Origin of the sequence: Halomonas sp. R57-5 (assembly GCF_900070345.1) — a bacterium.
Lineage (GTDB): Bacteria > Pseudomonadota > Gammaproteobacteria > Pseudomonadales > Halomonadaceae > Vreelandella > Vreelandella ventosae_B.
Genome location: NZ_LN813019.1, coordinates 1,221,606 through 1,235,414, shown reverse-complemented (window position 1 = coordinate 1,235,414; position 13,809 = coordinate 1,221,606). Strand labels below are relative to the sequence as shown.

The window sequence follows — 13,809 nt, the reverse complement described above, 5'->3', positions numbered from 1 at the left end:
TCTTAACTACCGCGATAAGTTGAATAACCGTAAGGCGAAAGCAGCAACGGCACATGATAGTGTTGGCTGGCATCCGCAACGCCAAAGCGCAGCGGGATAACGTCTAAAAAGCGTGGTTCAGCCGCTTCAACGCCCTGAGCACGCAGATAGTCGCCAGCATGGAACACCAGTTCGTACTCCCCTGCGGTGAGTGCCTCACCGTCTAAAATGGGCGCATCGCAACGTCCGTCACTGTTGGTGGTCACTGTGGTTAGATGCTGGCGTTCGCTGCCTGAAAGGCGAAACACCTCAATGGTAATGCCATGACCGGGCTGACCTTTGGCGGTATCCAGTACGTGGGTGGTTAAGCGTCCCATGGCCACTCCTTATTAATAGCGTTGTTTGCACGACTTGACCTACTGGTCAAAGAGTACCGTTACTGCTATTTATTGTATACAGTAATTCCATCCCTGCACGTTTTGAACATTTGTCGCATTAAAATTTCCCGCTTTGGAGAGTGCCAGTGCCCACATCTAATCCGTTACTGCTTTCACCCGCGCCCAGCCAGTGCAGCCTGGAAATGATGACCCATCACTATGGGGACGTTTATGAGCACTCGCCCTGGGTAGCCGAATCCGCTTGGCAGCAAGGCTTGACTGAAGTCCATGATACCCCGGACGCGCTGGCCGAACTGATGGGGCTTATGTTGCAGCAGGCGAGCAGTGAACAGCAAATCAAGGTGATCCAAGCGCACCCGGATCTAGCCGGCAAAGCCGCTCTTGCCGGTGAATTAACCCAGGATTCGACCAGCGAACAGGCAGGCGCAGGGCTTGATCAGTGCAGTCCTGAAGAATTTTCGCGCTTTGAGGCGCTTAACGCGGCGTATAAGAAGAAATTTGGTTTTCCCTTTGTAATTGCCGTTAAAGGGCTGGATCGCCATGCCATATTAGCTGCTTTTGAGGAGCGCCTGAACAACGACGCAGTAACCGAGCGGCAAACGGCCATTCAACAAATTATTCGCATTGCACGCTTTCGTTTGAGGGCGCGCGCCGAGCAATAAATCATTGGGTACAGCTAAAGGGCGGGGTTAAATCGACAAGCGTTGAAGACTATTCGCCAAACGGGCTATTGCAATTGTTTCTTGTATACACTTTTATTAGTTAATGGATGCAAGAAGAAAACAATGCCACCCACTGCGAATAAAGGCTTTTTATGTCGACTCCGCCCGATGCCCAAACGCGGCCTTCGCGTACCATTAATCAAAACCCCGATGCGATGCCGCCGTTATCAAAAGCGATTCCGCTTGGCCTTCAGCACATTATGGCCATGTTCGCGGGCAACGTTACGCCACCGATTATTATTGCGGGCGTCATCGGCGCCAATCCAGCGGAGCAGATCTTTTTAATTCAGGTAGCGCTGTTTGTCGCGGGGGTGTCCACGTTGGTACAAACCATCGGTATCGGCCCCTTTGGCGCACGCTTACCAATTGTACAGGGCACCAGCTTTGGTTTTTTACCAGTGGCGCTGCCACTGGCGAAGGCGTTTGGCTTACCCGCCGTTCTGGGCGCCTCATTTGTGGCGGGTTTGCTGCAAATTGTACTGGGGGCTTTTTTAAAGAAGATTCGTCACTGGTTCTCCCCAGTGGTCACCGGGATTGTGGTGCTACTGATCGGTATTACGCTGATGCCAGTGGGCCTTAATTACGCCGCTGGCGGGGTGGGCGCGGATGACTTTGCATCCCCCGGCAACCTCACGCTGGCGCTCTTTGTACTCAGTATTACGATTGCTGTTCACCAATATGGGCGGGGCTTTATTAAAGCCTCCTCGATTCTGTTTGGCTTAATGGCCGGTTACCTGGTCGCTATTGCCCTAGGCAAGGTTGATTTCACCTCACTGAGCAATGCTGCCTGGTTTGCGCTCCCCAAGCCACTGGAGTACGGCATGACGTTCTCTGGCACCGCGATCGTCGGTATGACGCTGATTATGTTTGTGGTTGGCTTAGAGACGATCGGTAATATCTCTGCAATTACCACCACAGGGGCTGGCCGCCCTGCTAAAGACCGCGAGCTTTCCGGCGGCGTGATGGCCGATGGCGTAGCAACGTCCTTTGCCGCCGTTTTCAATACACTGCCCAACACCGCTTACGCCCAGAATGTCGGCCTGATTACCCTCACCGGCGTAGTTAGCCGCCACGTAGTCACCATTGGCGGGTTGCTATTAATCGCCATGGGTCTATTCCCCAAGCTGGGCGGGCTAGTGGCGGCCATGCCACCTGCGGTACTGGGTGGTGCGGGTGTGGTGATGTTCGGCATGATCGCCTCAGCGGGCCTCAAAATCATCAAAGAGTGCGAGCTGGATCAGCGCAATATGCTGATCATTGCCGTCTCCCTAAGCTTGGGTATCGGCCTACCCGCCGTTGAGGCGATTTCTGACACCATGCCAGGGCAGCTGGGTCTGTTGCTTAAATCAGGCTTGGTGCCTGCGGCACTCGCCGCGCTTCTGTTGGATGCCATCTTGCCGGGCAAGCCAGATAGGCGTGCTAAATTGGCGAAGGCTGAAGCTGATTCTCGTCAACAATAGCTTTCAAGCAAAACGCCGCACCCTATCGGGCGCGGCGTTGTTAAGCGGTGTTACTTTCGATTACTGCTTTTTCAATTACTGCTTGGCAGTCTCTACCGCTTTCTTAGTGGTCTCTTCTACTTGCTTCTGGCTATCTTCCGCAAAGCTTTTGCTGATGGAGGTGACTTTTTCCGTGTCTCCCTTCATCCGCTCCATAAAATCACTCGCGGTTTTTTGCTGGCTTTCCATGGCTTTTTTGAAGCTGTCTGGGTCTTTGACGTCAAGCCAAGTACGCGCTTGTGTAATCGCCATGTCCGAGTAGGCACGGGCAGCATCCAACTGAGCACTGAACAACTGGTCATAATAATCAAGCGCAGTCAGTGTGTAAGAACGCATCGGTGAAACAAAAACAGACTCAAACTGTTGCTTGGTTTTATCAGTCGTTGCTTTATTCATCGTAATACCTCCAAGAGTGAGCTAGCACATAAACACGCCTCGGTTAGGCGGTTCTTACGTCAGGCTTTTGCCTCTGCTGGCTTAAAGCTAGCAGTGCTTTTTGTGCAGCGCAACATGATTTTTCCTCATCCTGCGCATGCTCACTCACTGACCGTTAGAATGGCCGACAGCCGCCTTGCTACTAGCGGTTACCGAACAAGTGCTTACGCGCCTGCTCATCCATTTCTACGCCCGCCTGAGGATTAACGTCTTCGACCAAAGCGTAGGCACGACGCACGGCTGGGCGTGCTTTGATCATATCGAACCAGCGCTCCAAGTCCGGAAACTCTTCTAACGTTTGACGCTGTTTTTCCCAAGGTACAATCCAGGGATAGATCGCCATATCGGCAATCGAATAGTCATCGCCACCCACATAGGTGTGATGGGCCAAGCGCTGATCCAACACGCTGTAAAGCCGATTGGTTTCGCGCACGTAGCGCTCAATGGCGTAGTCAATTTTTTGCGGCGCGTAGTGGCAGAAGTGGTGATTTTGGCCTGCCATTGGGCCTAACCCGCCCATTTGCCAGTGCAGCCACTGCAATACGATATAGCGTTCGCGCCCGGCTGAAGGCAAAAAGAGCCCGCTCTTATCAGCGAGATACTCTAGGATCGCACCCGACTCAAACATCGACAGCGGCTGGCCGCCATCCTGGGGGGAGTGATCGACAATGGCAGGAATACGGTTATTGGGGGCAATAGTAAGAAATTCAGGATCAAACTGTTCGCCTCGGCCAATGTTAACCGGCTTCACTCGGTACGCCAGGTTGGCTTCTTCGAGCATAAGGGAGATTTTATGGCCGTTGGGGGTTGTCCAGTAGTACAGGTCAATCATTGCCATCTCCTTTAGGAAAACGTTGATTCACTCGTGAGCCTATCAATGTTTTCTCATTACCTCAGGCGGCACATCGCTGTGCCGCCAATATGTACGACTAACACTATACATCGCGAACAGTCAGCGCACTGCTTGCAGCACCATCGTGCACGCTCAACATACGTTTAAACCACTCATCTACCGGGTCGCCGGGCTCAACGACGGCCTGAGTTGATACAACGTGCACCCACATCATACTCCCGAACAGCAGGTAATCTGAGCCGCTGGGGGAATCACCGTCTAAAAAGCGACTGTCACGCAGTAAATCACGCACTGGCGCCAGCACCTGTTTAAGCTGCTGCTTACCCTGCTCGGGCTGGTGGAACTCTTCAAGCGTGCAACCAAACCGCGCCTCACGGGTTTCACGGAAATAGGCGCGGTCGTCTGGGTGCACGGCCGCGAATAAATCCATCGCAATAATGCGGAAAAGCGCCGGGTTCACGCTGCGCTCAACGAAGTATTTGAACAGTAATACCCGTTGATAGCTGACGCCTTCGCCCAATACGGGTGCTTCGGGGTACGCCTTGTCCAAATAGCTCAGGATCTCGAAGCTGTCGGTAACCACCTGTTCGCCGTCGCAAAGCACCGGCACTTTGTCGTAGTCAGCAAACGCCAGCGCTTCCTTATCGAGGAATCGCCATGCCACGGTGGTGTATTCCAGACCTTTATGGGCAAGCGCCATACGCACGCGCCAGCAATAAGGTGAAAAGCGAAGCCGTTCATCGCGGCCACACAAATCATAGAGGGTAATAGCCACGGTATTAAACTCCTTGTGGTCGATCATTGTTGGTAATAGGTACTTACGCCGATAACAATGAGCGCAAGCTACCTGTGACGCAAGCGATGTGATTCGCTTGCGCTGTACTTATCTTATGGCGGGTAACTGTACTGTCTATTAGTCTAATGAAGCAGCTAGACTACCTCTCTCGGAAAAACCCTAAAAAATCAATTAAAACAATGTTATATATTAAAAAACAGAACGTAAAACAGCATTCCAAACAAGCGTTGCACTGGTAAGACCAATTTTCCAATGTAGTCATCTTGTTAGCCTAAACGTATCTTTCACCTACACCCGACTGGCACCACAACGGCCAGACGGTTATTGCGGAGCATACCAAATCAATAACAAGGGGCAGTTCCTCCCATGAATGAAACGATACTTGCACTTCTGGCCTTTCTGCCGCTGTTGCTGGCCGGTATTTTGCTCATCGGGTTTAAAATACCTGCCAAGATAGCGATGCCGATTGTCTTTCTGACCGCCGCCATTATTGGCTTAACCGCTTGGGATATGTCGTTTAGCCGCGTGGCGGCATCGACTATTCAAGGCTTGATTCAGACCGCTGGTCTTTTGTGGATCATCTTTGGCGCCATCCTGCTGCTTAACACCCTTAAGCACTCCGGCGGCATTACCGCTATCCGTAACGGTTTTTCAGGCATTAGCCCTGACCGCCGCGTACAGGCGTTGATCGTTGCTTGGCTGTTCGGCTGCTTTATCGAAGGCGCTTCAGGCTTCGGTACGCCAGCGGCAGTTGCCGCACCACTGATGGTCGCTCTTGGCTTCCCTGCGCTGGCAGCGGTGGTCGTGGGTATGATGATTCAATCAACGCCGGTTTCCTTCGGTGCAGTAGGCACGCCTATTGTGGTCGGTGTAGGTAGCGGCCTGGACCGTGCAGGTATTAGCGCCGAACTCGACTCGGTAGGCTCTAGCTGGGATGTCTTCTTCCAGCTTGTGACCAGCGAAGTGGCGATTACTCACGGTATCGTGGGTATTTTAATGCCGCTGATTTTGGTCACCGTGATGGTGCGCTTCTTTGGCGCTAACAAATCGTGGAAAGAGGGACTGTCGATTACCCCTTTCGCCATCTTTACCGGCATCTGCTTCGTAGTGCCTTACATGCTGGTAGGCGTGCTACTGGGCCCTGAGTTCCCGTCAATGATCGGCGCCATGGTCGGCTTGGCGATTGTAGTACCTGCCGCCAAACGTGGTTTCCTGCTGCCTAAAGACACCTGGGACTTCCCCGAGTCTTCCTCTTGGCCAGACGAGTGGATCGGCAACCTGCAGATCAAACTTGATGACGTTGTCGGCAGAGCGCCGATGTCCACCTTTAAAGGCTGGGTACCCTATGTGTTGCTCGCTCTGTTCTTGGTGGCCTCTCGTACTATCGAGCCGCTGCGTAACGCTCTAACCTCAATTAATCTTAGTTGGAGCAATATTCTTGGCGAAGCGGGTGTCAGCGGTGGTGTTCAGCCGCTCTACCTGCCGGGCGGCATTATTATTGCCGTGGTCATCGTCACTTACTTCCTACACCGCATGAACCCGCAAAAGATGAGCGCAGCGGTGTCTGAATCAACCAAAACGATTTTTGGTGCGGGCTTCGTGTTGATCTTTACCGTGCCGATGGTGCGCATCTTGATCAACTCTGGTGTTAATGGCGCGGATCTTGTCTCAATGCCGGTGATGATGGCCCAGGCGGTAGCCAGTAGCGTAGGCGGCATTTACCCCTTCTTTGCTCCAGCGGTAGGGGCGCTGGGCGCCTTTATTGCAGGTTCCAACACGGTATCCAATCTAATGCTGGCGGAATTCCAGTTTAGTGTTGCTGAAACCCTGGGCCTCTCTACGGCCATGATGGTAGCGCTGCAGGCCGTGGGTGCGGCGGCAGGTAATATGATTGCCATTCATAACGTGGTCGCGGCGTCAGCAACGGTCGGGCTGTTAGGCCGTGAAGGCGCCACGCTGCGTAAGACGATTCTGCCCACCCTCTACTACCTCATCTTTACTGGCATCATCGCGCTAATTGCGTTCTACGTGATTGGCGTAACGGATCCATTGATGTAGCCCTAAAACTTACTCGCAGGTGTTCAAACGCAAACCCCCAGGCTTAGCCTGGGGGTTTGCTGTTTTAGCGCGACGTTCAAGCCCTATGTATTGATGGTTTACCGCGTTAGCCGATGCGCTTTAACCCTTGGCTGTGGAGCTTGCCGCGCTCTACGTAGCTTTGGGCGTTCTGCTTCAAACCCGCCACCGCTTCCGCGGACAGCTCCCTCACAACACGCGCAGGCGAGCCAACAATCAGTGAGTTAGCTGGAAACTCGGCGCCCTCCTTAATAAAAGCACCCGCGCCCACCAAGCTGTTTTCGCCGATCACGGCGCCGTTAAGTACTACCGCTTGAATACCGATTAAGCAGCCATCGCCAACGGTGCAGCCATGCAGCATCGCCTGATGGCCGACCGTGACGCCCCGCCCTACTTTTAGGGGAAAACCGGGGTCAGCGTGAAGCACTGCGCCATCCTGGATATTGCTCTCTTCACCAATTTCCAAGTGATCGGTATCTCCGCGTAAAACGGCCTGATACCACACGCTTGCGCGTGCCTTTAACGTTACCTGGCCGATAACATCCGCGGTTTCGGCAATATAGACATCGTCATGGATATCTGGCTGATGCTCGCCGTATTGGTAAATGGCCACATTAATCTCCTTATTTTTGGTTTGACTCTAACCTCAGGCTAGTGCTTGTTCCAGCAATCGAGCAACGTGAATCGCTTCGCGGCCACTGCCATCGTGAATCTGATGGCGACAGCTAGTGCCATCAGCAACCATGACCGCATTTGCATCCGCCTTACGGATCGCAGGCAATAACGATAGCTCAGCCATCTTTTGAGACGCTTCATAGTGCTCTGCTTCATAGCCGAAGCTGCCCGCCATTCCACAGCAGGAAGACTCAATGGTCTCGACCTTCAGTTCCGGAATCCAGCCCAGCACCTGCTCAACGGGGCGCAGCGCATCAAACGCTTTTTGATGGCAGTGCCCATGCAGCATCGCCCGCTCGTAGTGCAGCGACTTGAGCTTAAGGGGAAGTTGGTCCTCGGCACGCGCTTTAACCAAAAACTCTTCAAACAGATAGGCGGATGCTGACAACGCTTTCGCTTCGTCGCCAAAGCCATACTGCAGGAATTCATCGCGCATGCTGAGCAAACAGGAAGGTTCTAAACCCACCACCGCCACACCACGCTCCACAAATGGCATCAGGTGCTCCAGGGTACGCTTGGCTTCCGCCTTGGCTTTATCGAACTGGCCCGATGACAGATAAGTACGCCCACAGCAGAGCGGCCGCTGCCCCTTGGTCACATTGAGATGTACACGATAGCCCGCTGCTTCCAGCACCCGCTTGGCCGCTTTGGCGTTATCACCTTCCATATAGTTATTGAAGGTATCCACAAACAGCAGCACTTCGCGCTCTGCCGCAGCCGGTTGCTTAGACGCCTCGGCACTGGCCAGGAAGTTACCGTTAAACACCGGCAGTGAACGTTGCGGTGCCAGCCTTAACGCCTGCTTGATCTGCCTAGCCAGAAACGGCATACGCTCAACGCTATTGACCAGCCGCGAAAATTTGCTAGCCCAGGGTGCATAGCGTGGCATTTCGCCGACCATGCGGTCACGCAAAGAGATCCCATTGACGCGAGCGCGGGCGGTACGGGCCTCTATCTTAAACTTGGCCATATCTACGCCGGTAGGGCAGTCACGCTTACAGCCTTTGCACGATACGCAGAGATCCAGCGCCTCTTTCACATCGTCACTAGCCAGCCCCTCCTCACCCAACTGCCCTGAGAGCACTAATCGCAAAGTGTTAGCGCGACCGCGGGTTAGGTGCTGCTCGTCCTTGGTGATACGAAAACTCGGGCACATGGTGCCTGCATCAAACTTGCGGCAGTGGCCGTTGTTGTTGCACATTTCCACCGCCATGGCCAAGCCATGGGTGGCATCGCCGCCGGAGCCTGGCGGCGTTTGTTCGCCAGTAAGCGGGTCGCGTTTTACGTTCCAGGCGGACCAGTCAAACACCGGGGTAAGCGGGATAGTGGTGTAGCTTTTTGGAAAACGAAAATAACGTTCGTCATCCATCTTAGGGGTATCGACGATTTTGCCGGGGTTGAACAGATTATTAGGGTCAAACAGCTGCTTAATTTCACGGAAGGCGTTGTTGACCGTTTCGCCAAACTGCCACGCCACCCACTCGCCGCGGCAGATACCGTCACCATGCTCGCCGGAGTATGCGCCTTTATATTCGCGCACTAACGAAGAGGCTAGCTCGGCGATTTCACGCATTTTTTCAGCACCGTCTCGGCGCATATCCAGAATCGGCCGAACGTGCAGCGTGCCAACACCGGCGTGGGCGTACCAGGTGCCCTCGGTGCCGTAACGGTTAAACACATCAGTGAGCTTGCTGGTGTACTCGGCAAGGTGCTCTAGCGGCACCGCACAGTCTTCAATAAAGGAGACTGGCTTACCGTCGCCCTTCATACTCATCATGATGTTGAGCCCGGCTTTGCGCACGTTCCATAGCGCTTTCTGCTCGGCGGCCTCTGGCATATCCACCACGCTGCCCGGCAGGCCTAAATCGCCCATTAGCTCGTTTAGCCCGCGAAGCGCTTCTAGCTGTTTAGCGTGATCTTGACCCGCAAACTCCACCAGCAGAATGGCTTCCGGTTTGCCAATTAGCGCCTTCTCAATCACTGGGCGGAACGCCGGGTTCTCCAGCGACAGTTCAATCATGGTGCGGTCAACCAGCTCCACCGCCGTAGGGCCGAGCTTGACGATATGTTGGGTGAAGTCCATCGCTTGATAAAAAGTCGGGAAGTTCACCACGCCCAGCACTTTTTGCTCGGGTAAAGGTGAAAGCCTGAGTTTAATACGCTGGCTCACCCCTAGCGTACCTTCCGAGCCCACCAGCAGGTGAGCTAGGTTAGCGCGACTATCTGGGTCGTAAGGCATCGGGTTCTGGCAATCGAACAGATCCAGGTTGTAGCCACCGACCCGGCGTAACACTTTAGGAAAGTGATCGCGAATTTCCGGGCCTACCCGCTCAGCAATCGCTTTCACCTGTTGGGCAAGGCGCTGCTCTTGAGAGCCTTCCGCGAAGCGGTCAACGAAACCAAAACTCGCCGCACTGCCGTCAGCCAGTAGCGCTTCCACGCCCAGCACGTTGTGCACCATATTGCCGTAATAAATCGAACGCGACCCGCAAGAATTATTCCCCGCCATGCCGCCGATGGTGCACTGGGCGCTGGTGGACACATCCACCGGGTACCAGAGCCCATGGGGTTTAAGCCAAGCGTTTAGGTGATCAAGCACCACTCCTGGCTCGACCACCACGGTGCGCGCCTCGGCGTCGAACTCAACGATCTCGTTAAGCCAGCGGGTGGTGTCGATCACCAGCGCCTCACCAACGGTTTGGCCACACTGGCTGGTACCCGCGCCCCGAGCCAAAATCGGCACCTTGGCATCACGGGCAATATCCAGGGCAATTTTCAGATCTTCCTGGTGGCGCGGGATGATCACACCTACCGGCGTCACCTGATAAATCGAAGCGTCGGTTGAATAGCGCCCCCGAGTTGCCCGGTCAAACAGCACCTCTCCGGCCATCTCCCGGGATAACCGCTCGGCTAGTTCGCCGAGCGGTTTAATCTTGGCATCACGGGACGGGTATTGGTTCGTCAGAGACGTCATATGGCTCTCCCCCGTCGTTTAGCGCTTGCCTGCGTTAAGCGGGTTGGCAGCAAAGTAGTCCAAGGCAGCCGTTACACCACTGCCTTTAAGGTTAACGCCCGACAGCTTCATACCCGCTTCACAGCCTCCCAGCGTGGCAATCAGCGTTAAATCGTTGCAGTCGCCCAAATGGCCGATCCGGAACATCTTGCCTTTGGCCTTGCCCAGCCCCATTCCCAGTGAAAGGTCAAAACGCTCATAGATAATCTTGCGTACCGCATCCGCATCGACACCCTCTGGCATTACCACACCCGTCAGTACCGGCGAGTAAACTGACGGATCTAGACATTGAATCTCTAAACCCCACGCCTCAACCGCCGCACGCACCCCAGCGGCCCAGCGCTGATGGCGGGCCAACACCTGCTCCATACCTTCATCCAGCAGCATATCCAGCGCTTCATTGAGACCGTAAAGCAGGTTGGTGCTGGGCGTGKAGGGCCAGTAGCCGTTCTTGTTAGCCTCTAGAATTTCATCCCAGGCCCAGAAGCTTTTAGGCAGTTTTGCCTGTTTGCTGACCTCAATGGCTTTAGGAGAGAGCGCGTTAAAACTAATACCCGGTGGCAGCATTAAGCCCTTTTGGGAGCCAGATACAGTGACATCAACACCCCATTCATCATGGCGGTAGTCAGCGCTGGCCAAGCCGGAAATGGTATCAACAATCAATAATGCTGGATGGTCAGCGGCATCGATAGCTTTACGGACAGCGGCAATATCGCTGGTTACGCCAGTAGAGGTTTCGTTATGCACCACACAGACCGCTTTAAGCTCGTGGTTGGTGTCCTCTTTCAGGCGCGCTTCGATCATGTCGGCCTGAACACCGTGGCGCCAGCCTTCATAGCCCGGTAAACCCAAAAACTCGGGCTGCACGTCCAAACGCAGGGCCATTTTGTGCCACAGCGTGGCGAAGTGCCCGGTCTCGAACATCAATACACGGTCACCAGGCGACATGGTATTGGCTAGTGCCGCTTCCCAAGCCCCGGTGCCTGAGGCCGGGTAGATAATCACCGGGCTCTCGGTTTTGAAGATTTTTTGAATCTTGTTCAATAGTTCAAGCCCGAGAGCGCCAAACTCCGGCCCGCGGTGATCAATAGTGGGTAGGCTCATGGCCCGCAAGATGCGGTCTGGCACCGGCGATGGGCCAGGGATTTGCAAAAAGTGACGGCCGGATGGGTGAAAATTAAGCTTTAACATAGTGGCTTTCCTGTTTGTTGTTGTACGGCTAGGTGTTAGCACTGCCGGTTAGCGTTACTTAAAATGTATAATGAATGCAATTATGCGTACTAAAAAAGCGCTATTTGATGCATCCTTCGGCACGTAAGGCATCAAGTTCATCGCCTGAGAACCCTAAACTGTCGAGCACTTCATCGGTATGCTGGGCAAACAGCGGTGCGGGACTGCGAATCTGCGAGGGCGTTGCCGAAAACTTGCTGGGAAAACCAATGGTTTTCATTTTGCCCATCACAGGATGTTCCATCTCCTGCACCATGCCCCGCGCTAAATAGTGCTCATCCTGCATTGCCTGAGCGAAGTCGTTGATTGGGCCGGCAGGCACACCAGCGGTATCACAGAGCGTTAGCCACTCGTCGACGCTTTTATCGGCCATTAACTCTTCGAGCAGTGCTTCCAGCGCCTCAACGTTCCGGCCACGGTCTTGGTTAGTGATAAAGCGTGGGTCTTGCATAAGCTCTTCGCGCTTTAGTACATCCTGACAGAAGCGCTCCCAGGTGCGCTGGTTGGCACAGCCGAGCATCAAAAAACCATCGCTTGCTTTGACTGCTTGATAAGGAGCGGAAACACGGTGGCGCCAGCCCGTCGGCCCAGGCACGGTGCCTTCGGAAAAATAGGCCGCCGCTTCCCAGGTAAACCAGGGCAGGCCGCATTCGGTAATGGCGATATCGATATGCTGCCCGGCGCCGGTTTTCATCTTGTGGATGCACGCCGCCAGAATCGAATAGACCGCGGTTAAGCCACCGCCAATATCGTAAACCGCGATACCGGTTTTCAGCGGTCGCTTACCCTCCTCCCCGGTCATCGACATCAACCCTGTCATGCCTTGCGCCACTAAATCAAAACCCCCTTTATGGCTATAGGGCCCGGTTTGGCCATAGCCTGAAATAGAGCAGTAAACGATGCCAGGGTTGATTGCTTTGATGGTCTCGTAGTCGATCTCCAGCGATTTGGTCACGCCAGGGCGATAGTTCTCCACAATCACATCGGCATCAGCGGCTAAACGATAGAAAATCTGCCGTGCCCGCTCGTCTTTAAGATTGAGCGATATGCTCTTTTTGTTACGGTTAATTTGCGAAAAGCAGGTCGATTCACCATTTACGTAAGGCCCCATTTGGCGGCTGTCGTCACCACCATTGAGCTTCTCTACTTTAATCACCTCAGCGCCCATATCCGCCAGCACCATGGTGCAGTAAGGGCCAGCCATAATTTGTGACACGTCCAACACTTTTATGTCTTGTAGGGGAAGCATCGGCTTTCCTCCCAATTAGTAGATTTGCACTCTGTTTCGGGGCTAGTGGCCTGACCACTCAAACGGCGTTTTATTGACGAATTTATCCACCGCCGCGGCAAAATCCCGGCTCATATAGCAGGTGGTAACCCAGTCGTCGCTAGCCTCTGCGGTGAGTCGACGTTGCTCTTGAACACGGCCAATCAATGCTTTACTGGCTTGAAGCGTTAGTGGTGCGCGCTTAGCAAAAGCTTCAGCCAGTGCGGCCACTTCGGCGTAAATCGCCTCAGCGTCGAATAACTGATTAACCAGACCAGCAGCGAGGGCTTCATCAGCGCTAAACAGCCGCGCCATCATCAGCGCCTCTTTAGTGCGCGCTATGCCGAGCATGTCGACCATCCGGGAGACATTGTTAATCGAGAGCGTATTACCCAGCGTTTTGGCAATCGGCACGCCAAACTTCATCGTTGGCGTGGCGTAGCGAAAATCGCACACCAGCGCCAGCGCCGCACCGCCGCCCACGCAGGCACCTTCGATCAGCGCCAGGGTAGGCTTGGGAAAGGTTTCGAGTTTGCCCACAACACGGTCAATACGTCGCTCGTAGCCAATCGCGTCTTCAGGCTTGGTAAAGTCTGAAAATTGACTGATATCAGTGCCCGCCACAAAGGCTTCACCGCCTACCCCGTGCAATACAACGGCGTATATAGCGTCGTCCTCTGCCAACTGATCGCAGTGCTTTTCCAGGGCGTCGTACATCTCCCAGGTCATGGCATTGCGGCTCTGGGGACGATTGAAGCCAATCCAAGCCACCCCATGGCGAATGGCAAACGTGACGCTGTCAACGAGTTGTCGTTCGTTTGTGTTGCTCATCAGCTTCTCCTGTATGGCAAGCGATGCCGGGCGTT

General features: G+C 54.2%; 12 protein-coding genes. 3 read left to right on the top strand and 9 right to left on the bottom strand.

Annotation, left to right across the window (positions count from 1 at the left end; genetic code table 11):
- Window positions 1-2: 2 nt before the first annotated feature.
- Window positions 3-356 carry a hydroxyisourate hydrolase gene (gene uraH, locus HALO_RS05560; protein ID WP_035585369.1) on the bottom strand — a complete coding sequence of 118 codons (354 nt, stop codon included), beginning with the start codon at window positions 354-356 and terminating at the stop codon, window positions 3-5.
- Window positions 357-502: 146 nt separating this feature from the next.
- Between uraH and uraD the strand changes: the two genes are divergently transcribed.
- On the top strand, window positions 503-1,039 hold the full coding sequence (uraD, locus tag HALO_RS05555) for a 2-oxo-4-hydroxy-4-carboxy-5-ureidoimidazoline decarboxylase (RefSeq protein WP_035585371.1): 537 nt from the start codon (window positions 503-505) through the stop codon (window positions 1,037-1,039).
- 152 nt (window positions 1,040-1,191) lie between these two features.
- Window positions 1,192-2,559, top strand: coding sequence for a uracil-xanthine permease family protein (locus HALO_RS05550; RefSeq protein ID WP_035585373.1), 1,368 nt, complete (start codon window positions 1,192-1,194; stop codon window positions 2,557-2,559).
- Window positions 2,560-2,634: 75 nt separating this feature from the next.
- Here the strand turns inward: HALO_RS05550 and HALO_RS05545 are convergent, their stop codons facing one another.
- From HALO_RS05545 to HALO_RS05535, 3 genes are all read right to left on the bottom strand, one after another.
- On the bottom strand, window positions 2,635-2,994 hold the full coding sequence (locus tag HALO_RS05545; RefSeq protein ID WP_035585375.1) for a phasin family protein: 360 nt from the start codon (window positions 2,992-2,994) through the stop codon (window positions 2,635-2,637).
- Between the two features lie 181 nt (window positions 2,995-3,175).
- On the bottom strand, window positions 3,176-3,865 hold the full coding sequence (locus tag HALO_RS05540) for a glutathione binding-like protein (RefSeq protein WP_035585376.1): 690 nt from the start codon (window positions 3,863-3,865) through the stop codon (window positions 3,176-3,178).
- Window positions 3,866-3,968: 103 nt separating this feature from the next.
- Entirely contained in the window at window positions 3,969-4,661 is a 693-nt protein-coding gene (locus tag HALO_RS05535; RefSeq protein ID WP_035585378.1) for a glutathione S-transferase family protein, read from the bottom strand.
- 387 nt (window positions 4,662-5,048) lie between these two features.
- On the opposite strand from HALO_RS05535, the gene HALO_RS05530 reads away from it, so the two are divergent.
- Window positions 5,049-6,740 (top strand): L-lactate permease, encoded by a 1,692-nt coding sequence (locus tag HALO_RS05530; RefSeq protein ID WP_035585380.1) that lies wholly within the window; start codon window positions 5,049-5,051, stop codon window positions 6,738-6,740.
- A 106-nt stretch (window positions 6,741-6,846) separates the two neighbouring features.
- Here HALO_RS05530 and HALO_RS05525 read toward each other — a convergent pair whose 3' ends face one another.
- From HALO_RS05525 to HALO_RS05505, 5 genes are all read right to left on the bottom strand, one after another.
- Window positions 6,847-7,371: a gamma carbonic anhydrase family protein gene (locus tag HALO_RS05525; protein ID WP_035585382.1), complete on the bottom strand. Its 525-nt coding sequence runs from the start codon at window positions 7,369-7,371 to the stop codon at window positions 6,847-6,849.
- Between the two features lie 33 nt (window positions 7,372-7,404).
- Entirely contained in the window at window positions 7,405-10,407 is a 3,003-nt protein-coding gene (locus tag HALO_RS05520; RefSeq protein ID WP_035585384.1) for an FAD-binding and (Fe-S)-binding domain-containing protein, read from the bottom strand.
- A gap of 18 nt (window positions 10,408-10,425) precedes the next feature.
- On the bottom strand, window positions 10,426-11,637 hold the full coding sequence (locus HALO_RS05515; RefSeq protein WP_050713157.1) for a pyridoxal-phosphate-dependent aminotransferase family protein: 1,212 nt from the start codon (window positions 11,635-11,637) through the stop codon (window positions 10,426-10,428).
- Window positions 11,638-11,737: 100 nt separating this feature from the next.
- A complete protein-coding gene (locus HALO_RS05510; RefSeq protein WP_035585387.1) occupies window positions 11,738-12,925 on the bottom strand; it encodes a CaiB/BaiF CoA transferase family protein in 1,188 nt (395 codons plus the stop codon).
- A 42-nt stretch (window positions 12,926-12,967) separates the two neighbouring features.
- On the bottom strand, window positions 12,968-13,774 hold the full coding sequence (locus HALO_RS05505; RefSeq protein WP_035585389.1) for an enoyl-CoA hydratase/isomerase family protein: 807 nt from the start codon (window positions 13,772-13,774) through the stop codon (window positions 12,968-12,970).
- Window positions 13,775-13,809 lie beyond the last annotated feature (35 nt).